This window comes from Kribbella sp. HUAS MG21, from assembly GCF_040254265.1.
Lineage (GTDB): Bacteria > Actinomycetota > Actinomycetes > Propionibacteriales > Kribbellaceae > Kribbella.
In genome coordinates this window covers 4017008-4037313 of the sequence record NZ_CP158165.1, presented here as the reverse complement: position 1 = coordinate 4037313, position 20306 = coordinate 4017008, and the positions used below count along the sequence as shown (strand labels likewise).

At 69.8% G+C, this 20306-nt stretch carries 20 protein-coding genes; 13 read left to right on the top strand and 7 right to left on the bottom strand.

Annotated features, from left to right (window positions below; translation table 11 throughout):
- Positions 1-33: 33 nt before the first annotated feature.
- Positions 34-939 carry an SDR family oxidoreductase gene (locus ABN611_RS19900; RefSeq protein ID WP_350281395.1) on the top strand — a complete coding sequence of 302 codons (906 nt, stop codon included), beginning with the start codon at positions 34-36 and terminating at the stop codon, positions 937-939.
- On the opposite strand, the gene ABN611_RS19895 is transcribed toward ABN611_RS19900, so the two are convergent.
- Positions 932-2122 (bottom strand): MFS transporter, encoded by a 1191-nt coding sequence (locus ABN611_RS19895; protein ID WP_350281394.1) that lies wholly within the window; start codon positions 2120-2122, stop codon positions 932-934. The genes ABN611_RS19900 and ABN611_RS19895 overlap by 8 nt on opposite strands.
- A gap of 91 nt (positions 2123-2213) precedes the next feature.
- The gene (locus tag ABN611_RS19890) at positions 2214-2693 is read right to left on the bottom strand and encodes an NUDIX domain-containing protein (RefSeq protein WP_350281393.1); all 480 of its coding nucleotides are present in this window, start codon (positions 2691-2693) and stop codon (positions 2214-2216) included.
- 19 nt (positions 2694-2712) lie between these two features.
- Between ABN611_RS19890 and ABN611_RS19885 the strand changes: the two genes are divergently transcribed.
- Positions 2713-3468 (top strand): hypothetical protein, encoded by a 756-nt coding sequence (locus tag ABN611_RS19885; protein ID WP_350281392.1) that lies wholly within the window; start codon positions 2713-2715, stop codon positions 3466-3468.
- Here the strand turns inward: ABN611_RS19885 and ABN611_RS19880 are convergent.
- Both ABN611_RS19880 and ABN611_RS19875 read right to left on the bottom strand, forming a co-directional pair.
- Complete coding sequence (locus tag ABN611_RS19880) at positions 3434-4813, bottom strand: FAD-binding oxidoreductase (protein WP_350281391.1); 1380 nt, start codon at positions 4811-4813, stop codon at positions 3434-3436. The two genes, ABN611_RS19885 and ABN611_RS19880, sit on opposite strands and share 35 nt — an antisense overlap.
- Positions 4814-4940: 127 nt before the next feature.
- The gene (locus ABN611_RS19875; protein WP_350281390.1) at positions 4941-5663 is read right to left on the bottom strand and encodes an SDR family oxidoreductase; all 723 of its coding nucleotides are present in this window, start codon (positions 5661-5663) and stop codon (positions 4941-4943) included.
- A gap of 76 nt (positions 5664-5739) precedes the next feature.
- On the opposite strand from ABN611_RS19875, the gene ABN611_RS19870 reads away from it, so the two are divergent.
- The 3 genes from ABN611_RS19870 to ABN611_RS19860 are packed head-to-tail and all read left to right on the top strand — an operon-like array spanning position 5740 to position 9047.
- Positions 5740-6336, top strand: a complete 597-nt coding sequence (locus tag ABN611_RS19870) for a TetR/AcrR family transcriptional regulator (protein ID WP_350281389.1) — start codon at positions 5740-5742, stop codon at positions 6334-6336.
- A gap of 13 nt (positions 6337-6349) precedes the next feature.
- Complete coding sequence (locus ABN611_RS19865; RefSeq protein WP_350281388.1) at positions 6350-7573, top strand: lactate racemase domain-containing protein; 1224 nt, start codon at positions 6350-6352, stop codon at positions 7571-7573.
- A gap of 22 nt (positions 7574-7595) precedes the next feature.
- Complete coding sequence (locus ABN611_RS19860) at positions 7596-9047, top strand: NAD(P)/FAD-dependent oxidoreductase (protein WP_350281387.1); 1452 nt, start codon at positions 7596-7598, stop codon at positions 9045-9047.
- A gap of 215 nt (positions 9048-9262) precedes the next feature.
- Here ABN611_RS19860 and ABN611_RS19855 read toward each other — a convergent pair whose 3' ends face one another.
- Positions 9263-10636, bottom strand: coding sequence for a cystathionine beta-synthase (locus ABN611_RS19855; protein WP_350281386.1), 1374 nt, complete (start codon positions 10634-10636; stop codon positions 9263-9265).
- A gap of 77 nt (positions 10637-10713) precedes the next feature.
- On the opposite strand from ABN611_RS19855, the gene ABN611_RS19850 reads away from it, so the two are divergent.
- Positions 10714-11754 carry an SGNH/GDSL hydrolase family protein gene (locus tag ABN611_RS19850; RefSeq protein WP_350281385.1) on the top strand — a complete coding sequence of 347 codons (1041 nt, stop codon included), beginning with the start codon at positions 10714-10716 and terminating at the stop codon, positions 11752-11754.
- Between the two features lie 187 nt (positions 11755-11941).
- The gene (locus ABN611_RS19845; RefSeq protein ID WP_350281384.1) at positions 11942-12100 is read left to right on the top strand and encodes a DUF4287 domain-containing protein; all 159 of its coding nucleotides are present in this window, start codon (positions 11942-11944) and stop codon (positions 12098-12100) included.
- A 55-nt stretch (positions 12101-12155) separates the two neighbouring features.
- On the opposite strand, the gene ABN611_RS19840 is transcribed toward ABN611_RS19845, so the two are convergent.
- Positions 12156-13232 (bottom strand): VOC family protein, encoded by a 1077-nt coding sequence (locus tag ABN611_RS19840; protein ID WP_350281383.1) that lies wholly within the window; start codon positions 13230-13232, stop codon positions 12156-12158.
- A 99-nt stretch (positions 13233-13331) separates the two neighbouring features.
- On the opposite strand from ABN611_RS19840, the gene ABN611_RS19835 reads away from it, so the two are divergent.
- On the top strand, positions 13332-13787 hold the full coding sequence (locus ABN611_RS19835; protein WP_350281382.1) for a hypothetical protein: 456 nt from the start codon (positions 13332-13334) through the stop codon (positions 13785-13787).
- A 64-nt stretch (positions 13788-13851) separates the two neighbouring features.
- On the opposite strand, the gene ABN611_RS19830 is transcribed toward ABN611_RS19835, so the two are convergent.
- Entirely contained in the window at positions 13852-14679 is an 828-nt protein-coding gene (locus ABN611_RS19830) for a Bax inhibitor-1/YccA family protein (protein ID WP_350281381.1), read from the bottom strand.
- 81 nt (positions 14680-14760) lie between these two features.
- Here ABN611_RS19830 and ABN611_RS19825 point away from each other — a divergent pair, with 81 nt between their 5' ends.
- The 5 genes from ABN611_RS19825 (at position 14761) to ABN611_RS19805 (ending at position 20305) form a co-directional block, all read left to right on the top strand.
- Positions 14761-15195 (top strand): hypothetical protein, encoded by a 435-nt coding sequence (locus ABN611_RS19825; RefSeq protein ID WP_350281380.1) that lies wholly within the window; start codon positions 14761-14763, stop codon positions 15193-15195.
- Positions 15196-15205: 10 nt separating this feature from the next.
- Positions 15206-16399: a bifunctional GNAT family N-acetyltransferase/class I SAM-dependent methyltransferase gene (locus ABN611_RS19820; RefSeq protein ID WP_350281379.1), complete on the top strand. Its 1194-nt coding sequence runs from the start codon at positions 15206-15208 to the stop codon at positions 16397-16399.
- Between the two features lie 141 nt (positions 16400-16540).
- On the top strand, positions 16541-17848 hold the full coding sequence (locus tag ABN611_RS19815) for an NAD(P)/FAD-dependent oxidoreductase (protein WP_350281378.1): 1308 nt from the start codon (positions 16541-16543) through the stop codon (positions 17846-17848).
- A gap of 156 nt (positions 17849-18004) precedes the next feature.
- Positions 18005-19714: a PDR/VanB family oxidoreductase gene (locus ABN611_RS19810; RefSeq protein ID WP_350281377.1), complete on the top strand. Its 1710-nt coding sequence runs from the start codon at positions 18005-18007 to the stop codon at positions 19712-19714.
- A gap of 12 nt (positions 19715-19726) precedes the next feature.
- Positions 19727-20305, top strand: a complete 579-nt coding sequence (locus ABN611_RS19805; RefSeq protein WP_350281376.1) for a PadR family transcriptional regulator — start codon at positions 19727-19729, stop codon at positions 20303-20305.
- Position 20306: the final 1 nt, after the last annotated feature.

The window sequence follows — 20306 nt, the reverse complement described above, 5'->3', positions numbered from 1 at the left end:
CCGGATCACTGTCGGGGTCAGGGGGTGGGGGCCATGTTGCTGGTGGTCGGCGGTACGGGGGACCTGGGCGGACGCGTCGTCCGGTTGCTCGCGGGGCAAGGCCATCAGGTGCGCTGCCTGGTGCGCGACGAAGCAAGCGGTCTCGCCGTGGAGACGGTGCGCGGCGACGGAAGCGGGCTCGGGGTGGAGACCGTCCGAGGCGACCTGACGGATCCCGCGAGTCTGCGCGCGGCCTGCCAGGACGTCGACACCGTGGTCGCGACCGCGACAGCGATCGGCCGGCGCCTGGCCGGCCGACCCGGCCCGTCGATCCGGGAGGTGGACGGGCTCGGCATGCTGTCGCTGGTCGACGCCGCGGAGCAGGCCGGCGTCCGGCGGTTCGTCTACGTCTCGTACGCCGGGGTGGACGCCGGGCTCGGCACACCGCTCGAGGAAGCGAAGGCGGCGGTCGAGGACCGGCTCCGGCACTCCGGCCTGCAGCGCGTCGTCGTACGGCCGGACGCGTTCCAGGAGATCCATCTCGGCCCGATCGGACGGTTCGACGTGGCCAACGGCAAGGTGTCCGTCATCGGCCGCGGCGACGCCAAGCAGCGGTACGTCGCCACGGACGACATCGCCGCCCTCGTCGCAGCAGTCGCGACCGAGCCCGACCCGCCCGAGCTGATCGAGGTCGGCGGGCCGGAGGCGATCAGCCGCAACGAGGCGGCCACGATCGCGTCCGGGTTCGCGCACCGCCGCGTCAAGGTCCAGCGGCTGCCCGCCCCCGTCGCGCGGCTCGCGATGCGCCTCCTCAAGCGCCGGAACGACGGTGTCGCCTCGGTCCTCGGCGCCGGGCTGCTGCAGTCCCTGCACGACGCGACCTGGACCGACGAGCCGCTCCGCGCCCGCGGCATCGTGCCGCGCTCGGCCAGCGATTTCCTCCGCCAGGAAATCACCTGACGAGTGCCGACCTGACGACGTACACCGGCAGCCAGGAAGCCAGGATCAGCACCCCGGAAACCAGCAGTGTGACGCGCGTTCCGAGCAGCGCTCCCAAGGTGCCGCCGAGCAGCGCGCCGAGCGGAAACAATCCCATCAGCAGGAAACGCATCGTCGCGTTCACCCGGCCCAACAGGTGATCGGGAACGGCCCGCTGCCGCCACGTCACGTTGCTGATCGCGTACACGATCTGCCCCAGCTCGCCGACCGCCGTACTGATCACGATGAGTACGACGAGCCACCCCGGCCGCGCCAGCGGACCGAGCAGAGCGAGCGGCCCGGTGACCGCGAGCGCGAGCCAGATGATCCGCTCAGCGCCGAACCGTCGCGCCAGCCGCGGAGTCACCGCGGCCCCGGCCATCGCCGCCACCGAGCCCACCGCGAGCACGATCCCGATCCACGTCGGCGACAACCCCAACGTCCGTACCAGGAACAGCACGTTCACCGCCGACGCGATCGCGAACGCGAAGTTGTTCACCGCGCTCGTCACCGCGATCGCCCGGAGCGCGCGATGCCGGACCACGTACCCGAGCCCCTCACGGATCTCGAGCCACAGCCCGCGATCGGCACGCCGTACGACGTCCTCCCGGGCGCGGATCGCCAGCAGCGACGCCGCCGACACCGCGAACGTCACCGCCTGGATCAGTACGACGTTCGCCGCACCGAGCACCGTCACCAGCCAGCCGCCGATCCCGGGACCCGCGACCTGCCCGGACGCCCGGATCGTCTCCAGCGCGGAGTTCCCGGCCAGCAACCGGTCCGGTCCCACCACCGCCGGCAGGTACGTCTGATACCCGACGTCGAAGAACACCCGCGCGAGCCCGGCCAGCAACGACACGACAATCAACTGCGTAAGAGTCAGCACGCCGAAGACCGCAGCGACCGGAACCGACGCGAGCAACACCGCACGCGCCAGATCGCTGGCCACCAGCAGCGGCCGCCGCGCCCGCCGATCGACCCACGCGCCGGCCGGCAACCCGATCAGCGCGAACCCGATCGTCCCGGCCGCCGACACCAGCCCCAGTTCGAACGGCGTGGCTCCCAAGGACAGCACCGCCAGCAGCGGAATCGCCACGCCACTGACCTGAGCGCCGAACTGACTGGTCGTCTGCCCGACCAGCAACCACCGAAAATCCCTCGTCACGACAACCTCCACAGCACCGGATGGGAACCCCACCCGCCTGCAGAAATTCGTCGCTAGGGGTGGGGCACGTTACCGGCCCCGCGGGACGAGGTCAACGCGCCTGGAACATCCCGGTCTCCCGATAAGCGCGGTACAGCCCCAGCACCACCTCGGTCGGCGGATGCAAGGGACCGGGCGGCAAAGCGAAGAACCCGGCCTCCAGTACTTCGTCCGCACCCGGACGCAAGGTCCCACTCCAGCGCCGAGCCTCGAAGCACAGCGCGAAGCACTGCACGACATCTCCGTTCGGATACGTCAACGTGTGCACGTCGGCCAGCGAAAGACTGGCGAACGGCACCAGCTCCTCCTCCGCGACGACCAAACCGGTCTCCTCGAAGAACTCGCGAGCCGCCGTACGCCGGAAGCTGTCCCCCGGCTCCGCGCCGCCCGCCGGGAGCTCCCACAGCCCGGAGTCCCGGCTCCGCTGGAACAGGATGCGATCGTCCGCGTCCACCGCCAGCACCTGCGCGCCCGGCAACAGCAGCAGCCTGGAGCCGACGAGGCGACGGAGTTCGGCGAGGTAGGAATCCACGGATGAGAGGGTAGGGCGCGTGGAGTGGGTGCGGCGGCGGGCGGGATCACTGCTGGGGTTCGGGCTGCTCGGCGGGTTCGTGTGGGCGACAGTCGTCGGGTTGTCGATGCCGAGCTGGTTCGAGCCCGACGAGAGCTGCGCCCGCAAGTTCCCCGGTTCCGACCGGGACGTCTCGGCGATCCGCACCAGCTGGTTCCCGCCGTCGGCGAGCTGCGTGTACGGCGACCAGGTCCGCCCCTACCTGTCGCCGGCCCGCTCCGTGGTCCTCTCCGTGATCGGCGTACTGCTGCTGATCGTGCTGGTCACCGGCCTCGTCCTGACCGTACGGCGACTCCGCGGCGACACCGGCCCGCTCCGGACCGCCGACGGGATCGACCTCGGGCACCGCCGGCGGTCGCACCTGATGTTCGGGGCGCTGGACATGGGTGTCGCGCTCGCGCTGCTCGGGTTCGCCGGGCTGCTCGCGATCGTGTTCGGCGGCGTGCCCGGCGTGATCCTGTTCGCCGTGTCCGCGCTCGTCGGCCTGAGCGCGTTCGGCACCCTGCTGGACCAGCACATGGGCCCGCTCCCGGGCACCGCCCGCGACTCGCGCCGTCGCGGGACGGTCGCCGGCCTCGCGACACTCCTCGTCGCAGCAGCGGCGACCGTCCTGCTCCATACGGCTGTGCGGTCCATGTTCTGGGCGGTCCCCCTCGGAGCGATCGCGTACGCCGCGATCGTCGCGGTGCAGTGGTCCTGGGTCAGCAGGGCCAGCCGGGTTCGATGTTCTGGTTGAGGTGGAACACGTTTTCTGGGTCGTACTGGCACTTCACCCGCGCCAGCCGCTCGTAGTTCTCCTGGCCGAAGCCCGCGATCACCCGGTTCTGCCCCTCGTTCCCGATGAAGTTCAGGTACACGTACCCGGTCGCCCATTCCTGCAGGTCCGAGCACACGTCCCGCGCCCACCTGATCCCGCGCGCGTCGTCGGCCGGATCGGACCACAGGCCGAACGGGTGCACCACCCACGCCGCCCGGCGATGCGGCTGCGGCCAGGTGTCCGCGGCGCGTTCGACGGCGCCGCCCCAGGGCAGGATCGCCTGCTGCGACGGTGACGGCGAGATCATGTCCGCCGACCGGTTGACGAACGCCTCGAGCGCGGGATCCGGGAACGCCGCGAGGTGCTCCGCGGACCAGTAGTTGCGGAACCCGGGCGGATCGTCGAGCGCCGACTGGATGTCGGCGTACGGCAGCTCGGCGACCAGCTCACCCTCGGGGCGCAGCGCGAACAGCGGCGCGAACACCTCGCGCAGCTCCGCCTCACCGCCCGCGTACACGGCCGCCGCACCGACGAGCAGTTGCCCGTGCAGGTGCGCGGGCACGAACTCCTCCGGCGGCCCGGTCAGGTAGATCACGCCGCCGCCGAGTTCCTCCGGCGCCCCGGACTCGATCAGGTCGCGGTACGCCCGCAGTACGTCGGGACCAGCCGATGCCGGCCACAGCAGCAAGGCCAACGTTGTCGCAGGCAACTGCTGCAGGCGGAACGTCAGCGAGGTCGCGATCCCGAAGTTCCCGCCGCCGCCGTGCAACGCCCAGAACAGCTCGGTGTTCCGGGTCTCGTCGGCGATCAGCAGCCGACCGTCCGCGGTGACCAGCTCCACCGAGAGCAGCGCGTCGCAGGCGAGCCCGAACTTCCGCTCCAGCCAGCCCGACCCGCCGCCGAGCGTCAGGCCGGCAACACCCGTCGTCGACACCCGCCCGCCGGTCGTCGCCAGCTGGTACGGCTGGCAGGCCCGGTCCACGTCGCCCCAGGTCGCGCCGCCGCCGACGCGCGCGATCCGGGCGTCGGGATCGATCTGGACGCTGTTCATCCGGCGCAGGTCGACGACCAGGCCGCCCTCGGTGACCCCGGTCCCGGCGACCCCGTGCCCGCCGCCCCGGACCGCGATCTCCAGCTCCCGGTCGACGCCGTACCGCAACGCGGCCTGGACGTCCGCGGCCGACTCGCACTGCGCGATCAGCGCCGGGCGCTTGTCGATCATCCCGTTGAAGACGATCCGGGCCTCGTCGTACGCCGGGTCGCCGTCCTGCAGCACCACTCCCCCGAAACCCTGCGGGCGTGCGTGCGCGATCGTCTCGGACATGTTCTTCCCCCTCGCTCACTCCCCCAGGTGATCAATCGATCGTCCACCGCCGCCCGGCGCCGGTCAACGGCGCGCCGCTTACGTCGTCATGACGCCGTTCCGCTGTCCACCAAGGGTTCCCGGCCCTTCACAGCTGGGAGCCGCCGGTCGCGTCGAGCGTCTGCCCGGTGACCCAGCGCGCGTCGCCGGACGCGACGAACGCGACCACGTCCGCAACCTCCTCCGGCTGCCCGACCCGGTCGAACACGGAGTACGCCGCGGCCGCCCGCGCGGCCGCGGGATCCGTCAGCCAGCCGTTCATCTCGGTCTCGACGATGCCCGGGGCAACGGTGTTCACGGTGATCCCGCGCGGCCCGAGCTCCTTGGCCAGCGCGAGGGTCAACGTGTCCAGCGCCCCCTTGGTCATCGAGTACGCCGTGTCCTCCGGGAACGCGATCCGGGTCACGCCGGACCCGATGTTGACGATCCGGCCGCCGTCGCGCAGCCGCGGGAGCGCCTGCTGGACCAGGAAGAACGGCGCTTTCGCGTTCACCGCGAACAGCCGGTCGAACCACTCCGGCGTCACGTCGGCGAGCGGCATGTGCCGGCCGATGCCCGCGTTGTTGACCAGCACGTCCAGCCCGTCGGCGTACCGGTCGAACTCCTTCCAGACCGCGTCCACCGGCTCCTCGAGATCCGCCTTCACCAGGAACCCCTGCCCGCCGGCCTGCTCGAGCTCCCCGAGCGTGCGCCGGGCCGCCTCGTCGTCGCGCCCGTAGTGCACCCCGACCCGCACGCCGTCCCGCGCCAGCCGGAGCGCGATCGCCCGCCCGATCCCGCGACTGCCACCGGTCACCAACGCTGTCCGCATCCCACAATCCTTTCCCTAACGATCACTACAGAAAGGACCGTAACATATTCTCTAGTGATCGTTATAGAATGTCGGCATGACCGAGACCCGGCGCGGGCGCCCGCGCTCGTTCGATCGTGAGGCCGCGCTCGAGCAGGCGCTGCTGACCTTCTGGGAGCACGGGTACGACGCGACGTCGGTGACCGAGCTGACCATTGCGCTCGGCATCGGCGCGCCGAGCCTGTACGCCGCGTTCGGCGACAAGCGGACGCTCTTCGACGAGGTTGTCCGGCGGTACCAGGACACGCACGGCGCCTTCACCGCCCGCGCGCTCGCCGAGGAACCGACGGCCCGCGCGGCGATCGAGCGGATCCTCCGCGAGGCCGCGGCGGAGTACACGTCCCCCGAGCACGCTCGGGGCTGCCTGATCATCAGCGCCGCCCAGAACACGGTCCCCGCCTCCGCGGAGGTGGCCGACCGGCTCCGCGCGATCCGCCGGGCCAACCGCGACGTACTGCGGGACCGCATCCAGGCGGACGTCGACGCCGGACTCCTGCCGGACGACACCGACGCGCCGGCGCTCGCCACGTTCTTCGCGGCGACGATCCAGGGGATGTCCCAGCAGGCGCGCGACGGAGCGAGCCGGGACGATCTCATGGCGGTCGCGACCACTGCCCTGAGCGTCTGGCGGTAGGTAGGGTCGAGCTGTGACTGATACGGCGGTGATCGGTGGTGCGGGGCAGGTTCTGAGCGAGGACGAGGTGACGGCGTTCGTCGCGGAAGCCCTGGGCGGGGCAGGGCTGGCCGGGCGGAGTGTGTGCGTGATCGTGCCGGACGCGACCCGCAGCTGCCCGCTCCCGCTGCTGCTGAGGGCGGTCACGGACGCGCTGCGGGACAGCCAGGTCACGATCTTGGTTGCCCTCGGCACCCATGCGAAGATGAGCCGCGACGAGCTCCGCGCGCATCTCGGCGGTGACTACCCGAACGTGCTCAACCACGAATGGTGGAAGCCCGAGACCTTCGCCGAGCTGGGCACGATCAGCTCCGACCGGGTCGGCGAGATCTCGGACGAGATGCTCCGCGACGAGGTCCCGGTCAAGCTCAACCGCGCCGTCGTCGAGCACGACGTGGCGCTGGTCGTCGGCCCGGTGTTCCCGCACGAGGTGGTCGGATTCTCCGGCGGCAACAAGTACTTCTTCCCGGGCGTCGCCGGCCAGGAGGTCATCGACCTCTCGCACTGGCTCGGCGCCCTGATCACCAGCGCGAACATCATCGGTACGCCGGGCATCACGCCGGTCCGCGCACTGATCGACGAGGCCGCCGCGCTGATCCCGGCCGAGAAGCTCGCGCTGTCGGTCGTCGCGAAGTCCGGGACCGAGGCCCTGCACGCCGTCGCGTTCGGCGACACGGTCTCCTCGTGGCGCGCGGCCGCCGAGATCTCCGCGCAGACCCACGTTCGCTACCTGGAGCACCCGGTCCGGCGGGTGGTCTCGGTGATGCCGCCGAAGTACGCCGACATCTGGACCGCGGCGAAGGGGTTCTACAAGGTCGAGCCGATCGTCGCGGACGGCGGCGAGGTGATCCTGTACGCGCCGCACGTCACCCAGCTGGCGGCGATGCACCCGGAGATCGAGGAGATCGGGTACCACTGCCGCGACTACTTCCTCGGCCAGTGGGACAAGTTCCGCGACCTGCACTGGGGCGTCCTCGCGCACTCCACGCACCTGCGCGGCGCCGGCACCTGGGACCCCGCCAGCGGCGAGCACCTCCGCGTCAAGGTCACGCTGGCGACCGGCATCCCGGAGGACGTCGTACGGCAGGCCAACCTCGAATACCTCGATCCGGCCGCCGTCGACCTGGCGGCGTACGAGGACGACCCGGACACCTTCGTGGTGCCGAACGCCGGCGAGACCCTCTACCGGCTGCGGTGACCCGCCGGTAACCTCTGCCGGTATGACCGAGGTCGTGATCATCGGGTCCGGGTTCGCCGGCCTGTGCATGGGGATCAAGCTGCGGCAGGCCGGTTGCGAGGACTTCGTGATCCTCGAGAAGGCGGACGACCTCGGCGGCACCTGGCGGGACAACACGTATCCGGGCTGCGCCTGCGACATCCCGTCGTACCTCTACTCGTTCTCGTTCGAGCAGAACCCGCGCTGGACGCGGATGTTCGCGCCCTGGGACGAGATCCTCGACTACCTGCGGCACTGCGCGGACAAGTACGGGATCGCGGACAGGATCCGGTACGGCGCCGAGGTCACCGAGGCCGCCTTCGACGAGGCCACCGGCCACTGGACCGTCACGGTCAACGGCGACGAGACGATCGAGACCCAGTCCCTGGTCGCCGGCGTCGGCAGCCTGCACCAGCCGAAGTACCCGGACCTGCCGGGCCTCGACTCCTTCGCGGGTACGACGTTCCACTCGGCGCAGTGGGATCACTCGGCGGACCTCCGCGGGCGCAACGTCGCGGTGATCGGCACCGGCGCCTCGGCGATCCAGTTCGTACCGCGGATCGCGCCGGACGTCGCCCGGCTGGACGTGTACCAACGCACGCCGCCGTGGATCACCCCGAAGCCGGACCGCGCGATCGGCCGCTGGGAACGCAAGCTGCACGAGCGCTTCCCGGCGGGGCAGCGGACGATCCGCAACGCCATCTACTGGGGCCTCGAAGGCCGCGGCGCCGGGTTCGCCGGGAACCCGAAGCTGATGAAAGGCCTGGAACTCCAGGCGAAACGCCATCTGCACAAGCAGGTCACCGATCCGGAGCTGCGGGCCAAGCTGACACCGCGGTACCAGATCGGCTGCAAGCGGATCCTGATCTCGAACGACTACTACCCGGCCCTCACCCGGCCGAACGTCGACCTCGTCACCGACCCGGTCACACGCGTCACCCGCACCGGCGTGGTCACCGCCGACGGCACCGAACGAGCCTGCGACACGATCGTGCTCGGCACCGGGTTCGACGTCTCCGCGAACCTGACCCGGATGCCGATCCTCGGCAAGGACGGCGTCGACCTCGCCGACCACTGGAAGCGCAACGGCATCGGTGCGCACCTCGGCATCACGGTCGCCGGCTACCCGAACCTGTTCCTGCTGGTCGGCCCCAACACGCTGCTCGGCCATTCGTCGATGGTGTTCATGATCGAGGCCCAGGTTCGCTACGTCATGCAGGCGCTGCACCTGCTCCGGCGCCGCAACGCAACGTACGTCGAGGTCCGCGAGGAGGCGCAGGAACAGTTCGTCGACGGCGTCCAGCGCGACCTCGGGAACACCGTATGGCAGTCGGGCTGCACCAGCTGGTACCTGGACGGCTCCGGCCGCAACTCGACCATCTGGCCGGAGTGGACCTTCGCCTACTGGCGCCGAACCCGGCGCCTCGATCCAGCAGACTTCGCGGTCGTCCACTAGGTGATGACCCGGACTCCTCTAGTAGGAGTCCGGGTGATCCGGCGTACGACCTTGGGATGAAGGAAAGACCGATCCGGAGGCCGATGTTTCCCGGGTGCCGCCGGAGCACTCTGGAGTCATGGAAATTCTTCAGATCGCCGGAGCGGCAGCCATCGTGATCGGGATCGTGATCACGGCGCTGATCGCCATCATCCCTTCAGTCGTAGACCGCTGACTCAGTCGACGGACAGGTGGACCAGCAGGTCCTGCCGGGTCAGCACGCCCACCGGCTTGCCGTCGTCAAGCACCATCAGGGCGTCCCTACCCTCGAGCAGCTCGACCGCCTTGGTGACCGGTTCGCCGGCGCCCAGGGACGGCAGCGCCGGGTCCATGTGCTGCTCGACCATGTCGGCCAGTCGCGCCTTGCCGGAGTACAACGCGTCCATCAGCGTCCGCTCCGACACCGCGCCGGCCACCTCGGCCGCCATCACCGGCGGCTCCGCACGCACGACCGGCATCTGCGAGACGCCGTACTCCCGGAGGATCGCGATCGCCTCGGCGACCGTCTCGTGCGGGTGGGTGTGCACCAGTGGCGGCAGGCTGCCGTCCTTGCCGGCCAGGATGTCACCGAGCGTCGCGCCCTGCCGGGCGTGCGCGAGGAAGCCGTACTGCGCCAGCCAGTCGTCGTTGAACACCTTGGTCAGGTAGCCGCGGCCGCCGTCCGGCAGCAGCACCACGATGACGGCTTCGGGGTCGTCGAGCTCGTGCGCCAGCCGGACCGCGGCCGCAGCCGCCATCCCGGCCGAGCCGCCGACCAGCATGGCCTCCTCGCGGGCCAGCCGCCGGGTGAACGCGAACGAGTCCGCGTCCGACACCTCGATGACGCGGTCGCAGATCTCGCGGTCGTACGTCTCCGGCCAGAAGTCCTCGCCGACGCCCTCGACCAGGTACGGCCGGCCGGTGCCGCCGGAGTACACCGAGCCTTCCGGGTCGGCGCCGATGATCTGCACCTTCCCGTTCGAGACCTCCTTGAGGTACTTGCCGGTGCCGCTGATCGTGCCGCCGGTGCCGACGCCCGCGACGAAGTGCGTGATCTTCCCCTCAGTCTGCTCCCACAGCTCGGGACCGGTGGTCTCGTAGTGCGAGCGCGGGTTGTTCTGGTTCGCGTACTGGTTCGGCTTCCAGGCGCCCGGGATCTCGCGGACCAGGCGGTCGGAGACGTTGTAGTACGAGTCCGGGTGCTCCGGCGCGACCGCGGTCGGGCAGACAACCACCTCGGCGCCGTACGCCTTGAGCACGTTGCGCTTGTCCTCGCTGACCTTGTCCGGGCAGACGAAGACGCACTTGTAGCCCTTCTGCTGGGCCACCATCGCCAGGCCGACGCCGGTGTTGCCGGAGGTCGGCTCGACGATCGTGCCGCCGGGCTTCAGTTCGCCGGAGGCCTCGGCGGCCTCGACCATCCGGACCGCGATCCGGTCCTTCACCGAGCCGCCCGGGTTGAAGTACTCGACCTTGGCGAGCACCAGGGGTCTGGCCCCGTCGGTGGTCCTCCCCAGCTTCACGAGCGGGGTGTTGCCGACCAGGTCCAGGAGAGAGTCTGCGTAGCGCACATCTTTACTGTAGTGATACGGGACGCTTTGCCCTATTTTCACTTGCGTCGCCGTAACTGCGTGTAATCCTTGGAGGCATGAGTAGAGCCAGGGCAGCCAAGAAGCTGGCCCAGGCCGCAGCCTTCGGGGGCGGGGGACTCGGACTCATCGGTGCCACGTTGTACGGCGTACTGACCGCTGAGGCCGAGTACGCGAAGCGCGTGATCGGACCGATGCGCTACTACCCGACTCCGGGCAACGGTCTGTACGGCCGGTATCCGGGACATCCGATCACGTTCGCCATGCTCGGCGACTCGAGTGCCGCGGGGTACGGCACCGACTCGCCCGACGAGACGCCGGGGGTGCTGCTGGCCTCGGGGCTGGCCGACATCGCCGAACGGCCGGTCCGGCTGGTCGACGTGTCCAAGACCGGCGCGAAGTCGACCGACCTCGCGGCGCAGGTGGACACCGCGCTGCTGGCCGGGCCGCATGTCGCGGTGATCCTGATCGGGGCGAACGACGTGAAGGCCAAGATGCCGCCGTCGACGTCCGTGCGGCTGCTGTCCGCCGCCGTTCGCCGGTTGCGCGCCGCGAACTGCGAGGTGGTGGTGGGCACCTGCCCCGACCTCGGGGTGGTCCGGCCGATCGTGCCGCCGCTGCGGTGGGTCGCCCGGTCCTGGAGCCACCGGCTGGCCGCCGCGCAGACGATCGCCGTCGTCGAAGCAGGCGGCCGCTCCGTGTCACTCGGCTCGCTGCTCGGCGAGGTGTTCCGGACCAACCCGTCGATGTGGGGCCGGGACAACTTCCACCCGTCGGCGACCGGGTACGCCGCCGCGTCGGCCGCGCTGCTGCCGTCGGTGGCGGCCGCGATGCGCCTCGGGGCGGAGTCGTTCGTGCACCCGGAGCCGTTCCGCGGCGAGGCGATCCTGCCGATCGCGGAGGCCGCCGCGCAGGCCGCGCGACAGGCCGGCACGGAGGTCGCGGCGACCGAGGTCGGCGGCCGTTCCCGCGGTCCGCGCGGCCGCTGGGCGGCCCTCCGGCACCGCCGCCGGCATCCGCGCGCAGAGGTCGACCGGGTCGAGGAAAACGCCGGCGAGAACGTTCCGGAAAATCCGGAAAGCGTGCCGGTCGGCCAATAGCCGCAGGGTTTGCGCGTCCGCTGAGCGGCGACTTTCCTGTCGGGAGTCTTGCCTCCGGGCGTCCGGTTGGTGCACAGTCGATAACTACGCGGTACCCCGATGACGGGAGGCGAAGATGGGCTTGAACCACTCCGAGGAGACGCATCGGCGTTTGGTGGAGGCCGTGCCCAGATGTACCGGACGCCCAATGACCGAGTGGTTCCAGCTGATGAACGACGGACCGTCGTTCCTGCGCTTCGACGACAGAGTGCGATGGCTCTCCAGCGAGTACACGCTCGCGCACGGGCACGCCACGGCCATCGTCCACGAGTACGACCTGGTCAAAGCGCACCGGCGAATGGGCTGAGCCGCAAAGGAGACAATCGGAAAGACCTGCCCCTTCAGGTGGAGGGGCGGGTCTTTCACGTTGTGAGCAGTACTTCGTTTCCCTCCGGATCGGCCAGCAGGTAAGGGTTTTCGGACCGGACCCGGCCGCCCGCCGCCAGCGCCGTCTCGAGTTTCCGCGCCCGATCCGGGACGGCGAGCTCGAAGCGGATCCGGTTGCGCTGCTCGCGAGGTTCGTCCAGCTGCTGGAAGAACAGCACCGGGTTCAGCCGGCGCGGATCGTAGAGGTCCGAGAGGTACGGCCGCTCGTCCTCCACGTAGCCCAGCAGCGCGGCCCAGAATGCCCGCACGGCCGGTATGTCGATCGCGTCGATGCCGAACTGCACGAAGCGCAGGGGCGCCGGGTCGGCGCGTAGTCCGAGGTCTTTCGCCGCGGTCTCGATCTGCTGGGCCAGCGCGACGAACTTCGGGTCCGCGCTGTCTCCGTCCTCCCACCGGTCCTTGCCGCTGTCCACCACGACACCCTCCGGCCGGACGTCCAGCATCAGCGGCACCTCCGCGTTGTCGGCCAGTTCGGCGACCGTGGTGACGAACCGGCTCGCTTCCTCAGGCGTGGTGGTCCGGTAGAAGGTCATCGCCCCGAAGAGGGTCTGCCAATCGGTCGTCCCGGGCAGCGTTCCGCCCGGCACCAGGTCGACCTCGTTCCCCTCGTCGTCGGGCAACATCACGCCGAACGGACCGGTCGGTTCCCGGCCCGTCGTCTCCCGCGCGCGGAGTACAGCCGCCTCCGGGCGGACGACGTCGACGTGGATCCGGTTGCGCAACGGCCGCGGCTCGGCGAGACGCCGTACGGAAAACGCTGGATCCCGCTGGAGCGGATCCGCGAGGCCGTCCGCGGTCTGCTCATACCCGAGCACGGTCTCCCAGAACGCCCGCACCGCCGGCGGATTCATCGTCTCGACCACCACACCGAGGCGCTGCAGTCCAGCCGGATTCGCCACCAACCCGAGCTCCCGCGCCGCGTGGGTCGCCTGCTCCTGCGGCGCCCGCACGCGTACACCAAGCTGCCGCAGCTCAGCAGCCACCCCACCCAGCCGAGCCACGAGCGCAGCACCTGCAGCATGCGAGGGAGCGTCGTACCAAATAGCTGTCATCCGTCCAGGCTAGAGCCACATCCGGACGATCAACGTCCGGAACAGAACTGCACGAAAAGTAATATTGTGCTGACACGGTGTAGTCATTAGCCTGCCGTCATGACATCCTCTCGGCAGTGGCGGATCGGCGTGGGGCTGGTCTGCTTGGTAGGTTTCCTGGCCGCTGGGGTGCTCACCGCCAGCGGCGCACCGGCGCCCGCCAAGGTCGGCGGGCAGACACACTTCGAGACGTACGGCATCGACGGCGCGTCGGCCTGGGGTGACGTCACGGTGCCGTACGGCGAGAAGGCACGGGTGAACGGGTGGGTGCGCGACGACAAGTGCGACAACCGCAACGCCGCACTGAAGATCGTCTTCGACTACCCGTTGATCGGCAACGACAAGGCGAAGTACATCACCAACAACACCGACGGGAAGTGCGGGGCGAACCATCTGAAGGCGTTCGACGTCAGCGAGAAGACGTACGGCCTGAACGCGATCTATGTGCAGGAGTACACCGACAACTGGTGGACCCCGGAGCAGTGGGGCGCCCGGGTCGAGGTCTGGTCGAAGTAGCGAGAACGACAGAAGGGCCGGTCCACCTGGGCCGGCCCTTCTGTTGGTCGTGGTGCTCTGGTTGTCAGTCGCTGCCGCGGAGGATGGCGAGGATGCGCAGGATGTTCCAGTACAGCCAGACCAGGGTGACGGTCAGGCCGAAGGCTGCGCGCCAGGCCTCGTTCTGCGGGGCGCCGTGCTTGACGCCCTGCTCGACCATGTCGAAGTCGAGGATCAGGTTGAACACCGCGAGGCCGGCACCGAGGGCGGCGAACAGCAGGCCCATCGGGCCGAAGCCGCTGATCCCGGTGTTGACGCCGAACAGGCTCAGCAGCAGGTTGATCAGCAGCACGCCGGCGAAGCCCATCGTGCCGATGACGACCATCTTGGTGAACTTCGGCGTCACCTTGATCGCGAAGTACTTGTACGTCGCCAGCGTCAGGCCGGCCGTCACCATCGTGGCCAGGATGGCCTGCACGATGATGCCGGGGTCACCGACCCAGTTGGCGATGAACTTGCTGCCGATCCCGAGGAACACACCCTCGGCGGCGGCGTACAGCATCACCAGGACCGGGTTCACCTTGCGGGAGAACGACAGCACCATGGCGAGCGCGAACCCGACCAGCGCACCGGCCAGGAACGCGGGTGTGACCAGCGTGTCCGGAATCCGCCACCACGCCAGCGCGGCGGTGGCCACGACCACCCCGAGGGTGATCGCGGTCTTCACGATCACGTCGTCCAGCGTCATGGGGCGGCTCGCGGCCGGAGCGCCCTGGTACTGCTGCGGCGGCATACCCGATCCGCCGTAGCCGTAGGGGCCCGGCTGACCGTACGGAGCGGCCCCCGGATAGGCCTGGCCCTGGCCAGGCGCGAACGCACTCGACCGGTTCAGCACCGGGTTACTGCTCTGCATCTCTTCCTCCTGTTGACCCACATCCGGGGCCGTATCGAGATACTACGGTCCCACCCTTAACAACATCTGAGAATCCCTCCGATGTTCCCCAACCGAAACCCCACGAAAACGACAGGTTGCAAAACTCAATCGGCTTCCGATGAATTCCGGTCAGCGGTGGCTCTGGGTGGGGTTCTGGGAGGAGAGGGCGGCGCCCACCTGGTCGGCGAGGGCTACGGCTACCAGGCGTTGTTCGAGGTCGGGGCGGGCGATGTGGGTGGCGGCGGTGAGGAGGAAGTGGCCGTGGGGCCGGCCGGCGTGCTGGACGGGGAGGTCGATCTCGGCGTTGGTGGGGAGGCCGTCGCGTTCGACCTTGAGGACGTGGGAGCCGCGTGTCACGGAGCCGTCGGGGTTGAGCCGCGGCGCGTGCGGCTGATTGCTGGCGGCAACGAACTTGGCGCCTTCGATGCGGAGTACGGCGGTCAGTTCGGCGCGGACCTGTTAAACCCGGTGGTCGATCGCGATCCGTCCGCTTAGCTTGAGACGCATGTACAGCGTTCGACCGGCCACTGCCGCCGACGTCGGGTTCCTGGCCGACGTCACACTCGCCGCGACCAGGGCGCGGGGGCGCCCGGCCGCGGACTTCGACGAAGCCGCGTGGCGGTCCGGGTTCGAGGACTGGAGCCGCGAGTCGATCGACGACCCGACGACCGAGCTGTACGTCGTCGAAGTCGGCGGTCGCCGCGCCGGGCGACTCCGCGTCAGCCGTACGCCGGACGCGGTCGAACTGAACGGCATCCAACTGCACCCCGACGTCCAGGATCGCGGCATCGGTACGGCGATCATCACCGAGCTGAGGTCCGAGGCCGCGCGAACCGGCGTACCGCTGCAACTGCAGGTTGAACGGGACAACCCGGACGCACGCCGCCTGTACGACCGGCTCGGCTTCGTGAAGATCGGCGAGGACGGCGCCGAGGACGTCCTGCAATGGTCCAAGGACGTCGAGCAGAACCGGATCTGGAATGCTGATGTGGCCGGGCGGTATGACACACCCGGAGTCGGGGCATTCGCGGCCGAAGTGCTTGGGCCGACCGTGGAGCGGCTGGTGGAGTTGGCCAGTGGTGGGCGGGCGCTCGAGTTCGCGATCGGGACCGGGCGGGTCGCGGTGCCGTTGGCCGAGCGTGGTGTGCCGGTGAGTGGCATCGAGTTGTCGACGGCGATGCTGGAGCAGTTGCGCACCAAGGTCGGCGAGGAGCAGATCCCGGTCGTCGCCGGCGACATGGCGACCGCGCGGGCGCCGGGCGAGTTCGCGCTCGTCTACCTCGTGTTCAACACGATCTCGAACCTGCTCACCCAGGAAGAACAGGTCGCCTGCTTCCGGAACGCCGCCCGGCACCTCTCCCCCGGCGGCCGGTTCGTGATCGAGCTCTGGGTCCCCGAGCTCCGCCGCCTCCCGCCCGGCACGCCCGCGACTGTCGGCGTCAACGATCCCGGCTACATCCTCCTGGACACGTACGACGTACTCCGCCAACTCGTGGTCTCGCACCACTTCCACTTCGGCGAGGGCACCGCGGCACGCCTCGACCGTACGCCGCACCGCTACATCTGGCCCGCCGAACTCGACCTGATGGCCCAACTGGCCGGCTTCACGCTCGAGTCCCGCCACGCCGACTGGAGCGGCTCGCCATTCACCGCCGACTCCCCGTCGCACGTCTCCGTCTACCGCCTGCCGGCGCAGTAGCCGCGACCCCCGCAAGCTCCCCCCGGACGGGGGATGTTCGATGGGTGAGATCACTCCCGGGAGGGTTTGTGAAATCTTTCACGAGCCCTTAGCGTTGAAGTGGACATGAAGTCGGAGATCCACTCAGGGAGAGTGAACCGCATGACAGCCCAGGTGCCGCACATCCTCGTCGTCGGAGGCGGTTACGTCGGGATGTACACGGCGTACGGCCTGCGCCGTGCCGCCCGCAAGGGCCGGATCCGGGTGACCGTGGTCGACCCGCGTTCGGTGATGACCTACCAGCCGTTCCTGCCCGAGGCCGCGGCCGGATCGGTGGAGCCGCGGCACGTCGTGGTGCCGCTGCGCAAGACCCTCAAGGGCTGCCGGGTGGTGACCGGCCGGGTGACCGGTATCGACCACGCCCACAAGGTCGCCAAGGTGCTGCCGGAAGAGGGCCCGGAGTACGAGCTCGCCTACGACCAGGTCGTCGTCGCGCTCGGCTCGATCGCCCGCACGCTGCCGATCCCGGGCCTGGCCGAGGAGGCCACCGGGTTCAAGAACGTCGAAGAGGCCATCGCGCTGCGCAACAAGGTCCTGGACCGGCTCGACGTCGCGTCGTCGCAGCCCGACCCGGCGCTGCGCAAGTCCGCGCTGACCTTCGTCTTCGTCGGCGGCGGGTACGCCGGCGTGGAGGCGTTCGCGGAGCTCGAGGACATGGCCCGCTACGCCACCCGCTACTACGACAACATCAAGCCCGAGGACATGCGCTGGGTGCTCGTCGAGGCGACCAACCGGATCCTCCCCGAGGTCGGCACCGATCTCGGCAAGTACACGGTGGACCAGCTTCGCAAGCGGAACATGGACATCCGCCTGGAGACCCGGCTGGAGTCCTGCGAGAAGGGCCACGTGATCCTCAGCGACGGCGAGGAGTTCGACGCCGACACGATCGTCTGGACCGCCGGCGTGAAGGCGAACCCGGCGCTCGCCGCGACCGACTTCCCGCTCGACGAGAAGGGCCGGATCAAGACGCTGCCGAACCTGCGGATCGAGGGCGTCGACGACGCCTGGACCGCCGGTGACAACGCCGCCGTACCGGACCTGACCAGCGAGACCGGTGCGTACTGCGCCCCGAACGCGCAGCACGCGGTCCGGCAGGCGAACCGGCTGGCCGCGAACATCCTCCGGGTCGTCGACGGGCAGCCGCCGCAGGACTACAAGCACAAGTACGTCGGCTCGGTCGCGAGCCTCGGCCTGCACAAGGGCGTCGCCCAGCTGTACGGCGTGAAGGTGAAGGGCTGGCTGGCCTGGTTCCTGCACCGGACGTACCACGTGTCCCGGGTACCCACCCTCAACCGGAAGGCGCGGGTCATCCTCGACTGGACGCTGGCCCTGTTCTTCCGCCGCGAGGTGACCAGCCTCGGCAGCCTGCAGACTCCGAACGAGGAGTTCCGCCGCGCGACCCAGTCCTAGGTCCAGCGCCTGATCGGCCGGGCCCCCAACTCGCCGGGGGCCCGGCCTTCTTCTTAGCCCGTTTCAGGGACGAGTGGGGACAAGACCTGATGCCGGCCGCTCACCTGAGTAGTCACTATCGACTAGTCGATGCTGACTACTCGGAGGTGGCCCGTCATGGCCAAAGCTCGGATTGCCCTGTTCACCTACGCGGCGCTGGCCGTCGTGTTCTCGCTGCTCCCGCCGCTCTTCCCGCTGCGCGTACCGGAATGGCGCGAGCCGCTGCTGATGCTGCTCGCGCTCATCGTCTTCACGCTGGGCCTGCTGCTCTCACTGCTGCCCGGCACGCCCCGGCGGGTCCTGCTCGGCCTCGGCTGGCTGCAGGTGCTGCTGACGGTCGCGCTCGGCTTCCTGGTCGGCGACATCCTGGTGATGTTCTGCTGCTGGATCGCCGTACCAGTGCTGGCGTCGATCGCGGGTCAGTTGCGCCGCGGTCCGCACCGGGCACTCGTCGCGGCCCACGCGATCAGCGCCGCGGCCTGGGTCGGGATCACCTGCGCGGTCGTCACGCTGTCCGTGATCGGGCTGACGACCGACGACCTGGACACCGCGGTCGTCGTCTACGGGCTGGTGTCGCAGTTCGACATCACGCTGCTGCCGTGGGCCAACTTCGCCACCACACTCACCGGGCTCGCGCTCGGGCTGACCACCCGCTGGGGCCTGATCCGGTACCGCTGGGTCGCCGCCAAGCTGGTGATCTCGTTCGCGATCCTGCTCTCGGCGTTCGCGTACGTCGAGGACTCGGTCGGCGCGGTGATCGAGCAGGCGGAGGCACTGGCCGCGAGCGGCGGCAGTACGGCGGAACTCCAGGCCGGCGGTGCCGTCGTCGTCGCGGGATTCGGCCTGCCACTGCTGAGCCTGGTCGCGGCCATGCTGCTGTCGCTCTACAAACCCGGCGGCAAGACACGATGGGGACGCCGCTCCGGTGACCGGCGGAACGTCAAGGTCACGCACGTCGCCCAGGTCGCGAAGGACACGGTCGAGCTGACCCTGCGCCCGGTCAACGGCCAGCTGCCGCCGTGGGAGCCCGGCGCGCACGTCGACCTCGTGCTGCCCTCAGGTCTGGTCCGGCAGTACTCGATCGCCGGCGAGCGCGACGGCGGGTACGTCGTCACGGTCCTGCGCGAGCCCGACGGCCGCGGCGGGTCCGCGGAGCTCCACCGGTTGACGCCGGGGACCCGGATCGGGATGCGCGGGCCCCGGAACAAGTTCCCGCTCGTCGACGCGCCGTCGTACCTGTTCGTTGCCGGGGGCATCGGAATCACGCCGTTCCTGCCGATGCTCGACGCGCGCGACAACTGGCGGCTGGTGTACCGCGGCCGGTCGCGGGCCTCAATGGCCTACGCGACCGAGCTTACCCAGGACGAACGCGTGACGCTGCTGCCCGCGGACGAGACACCACGACCGGACCTGGCCGGGCTGCTGCGTGAGGTCGCCCCTGGTACTGCGGTCTACTGCTGCGGACCGGAGTCGCTGATGAAGGCGGTGGAGGAGGCGATGCCGGAGCACCTGACGCTGTACACGGAACGTTTCGTCCCGACAGAGCGATCCGCGGCCGCCGAGCCGTTCGAGGCGGTGCTGCAGCGCAGCGGCGTCGTCGTCCAGGTGCCATCCGAGCGGAGCCTGCTGGACGCGATCCACGAGGTCGACCCGACCCTCGACGCGGCCTGCGAGGACGGGATCTGCGGGAGCTGCGAGGTCCGCGTTCTCGGTGGGGTGCCCGAGCACCGGGACGACGTACTGCAGAATCATGAGCGCGACCGGACCGACGTGATGTACCCGTGCGTCTCGCGGGCGAAGGGACGGCGCATCGTGCTGGACGTCTGAGGGAGGGTGCGCATGGCCGGTGGGGTCAGCAATCCGCTCGGCCTGGTCGTGCTCGCCTTCCTGCAGGAGCGGCCGATGCACCCGTACGAGCTCGGCCGGTTGCTGAAGGCACGCAACAAGCAGGAGAGCATCAAGTACCGGCACGCGTCGCTGTACATGGTGGTGAAGCAGCTGCTGCGGGACGGCTACATCGAGCCGCAGGAGACGAGCCGCGCGGGTCAGCTGCCCGAGCGGACGGTGTACGCGCTGACGCCGTCCGGGCAGGAGGAGCTCACGCGGCAGATGCGCGAGCTGGTCGCCGTACCCGCGAAGGAGTATCCGCGGTTCGAGGCCGCGCTGGCGTTGATCGTCGTACTGCCACCGGACGACGTCGCCGTCCTGCTGGGCGATCGGCTGGAGGCACTGGAGCGGCGGATCGCGGAGTTGCGGGAGCGGGTGCGGCCCAGCCCGGACGTGGAGTGGGTGCACAAGATCGAGTACGAGTACGAGCTCGCGCTGGCGGAGGCCGAGCAGCGGTACGTCGCGCGGCTGCGGGCGCAGGTCGCGAGTGGCGACGTCGGGACCTTGTGGTCGGGCCTGCATCCGCGATAGT

Bases quoted from the DNA above. Each gene is read 5' to 3' on its own strand.
- ABN611_RS19900 (WP_350281395.1), top strand. From the start codon at position 34: ATGTTGCTGGTGGTCGGCGGTACGGGGGACCTGGGCGGACGCGTCGTC.
- ABN611_RS19880 (WP_350281391.1), bottom strand. From the start codon at position 4,813: ATGTCCGAGACGATCGCGCACGCACGCCCGCAGGGTTTCGGGGGAGTG.
- ABN611_RS19875 (WP_350281390.1), bottom strand. From the start codon at position 5,663: ATGCGGACAGCGTTGGTGACCGGTGGCAGTCGCGGGATCGGGCGGGCG.
- ABN611_RS19870 (WP_350281389.1), top strand. From the start codon at position 5,740: ATGACCGAGACCCGGCGCGGGCGCCCGCGCTCGTTCGATCGTGAGGCC.
- ABN611_RS19860 (WP_350281387.1), top strand. From the start codon at position 7,596: ATGACCGAGGTCGTGATCATCGGGTCCGGGTTCGCCGGCCTGTGCATG.
- ABN611_RS19850 (WP_350281385.1), top strand. From the start codon at position 10,714: ATGAGTAGAGCCAGGGCAGCCAAGAAGCTGGCCCAGGCCGCAGCCTTC.
- ABN611_RS19845 (WP_350281384.1), top strand. From the start codon at position 11,942: ATGACCGAGTGGTTCCAGCTGATGAACGACGGACCGTCGTTCCTGCGC.
- ABN611_RS19840 (WP_350281383.1), bottom strand. From the start codon at position 13,232: ATGACAGCTATTTGGTACGACGCTCCCTCGCATGCTGCAGGTGCTGCG.
- ABN611_RS19835 (WP_350281382.1), top strand. From the start codon at position 13,332: ATGACATCCTCTCGGCAGTGGCGGATCGGCGTGGGGCTGGTCTGCTTG.
- ABN611_RS19830 (WP_350281381.1), bottom strand. From the start codon at position 14,679: ATGCAGAGCAGTAACCCGGTGCTGAACCGGTCGAGTGCGTTCGCGCCT.
- ABN611_RS19825 (WP_350281380.1), top strand. From the start codon at position 14,761: ATGTTCCCCAACCGAAACCCCACGAAAACGACAGGTTGCAAAACTCAA.
- ABN611_RS19820 (WP_350281379.1), top strand. From the start codon at position 15,206: ATGTACAGCGTTCGACCGGCCACTGCCGCCGACGTCGGGTTCCTGGCC.
- ABN611_RS19815 (WP_350281378.1), top strand. From the start codon at position 16,541: ATGACAGCCCAGGTGCCGCACATCCTCGTCGTCGGAGGCGGTTACGTC.
- ABN611_RS19810 (WP_350281377.1), top strand. From the start codon at position 18,005: ATGGCCAAAGCTCGGATTGCCCTGTTCACCTACGCGGCGCTGGCCGTC.
- ABN611_RS19805 (WP_350281376.1), top strand. From the start codon at position 19,727: ATGGCCGGTGGGGTCAGCAATCCGCTCGGCCTGGTCGTGCTCGCCTTC.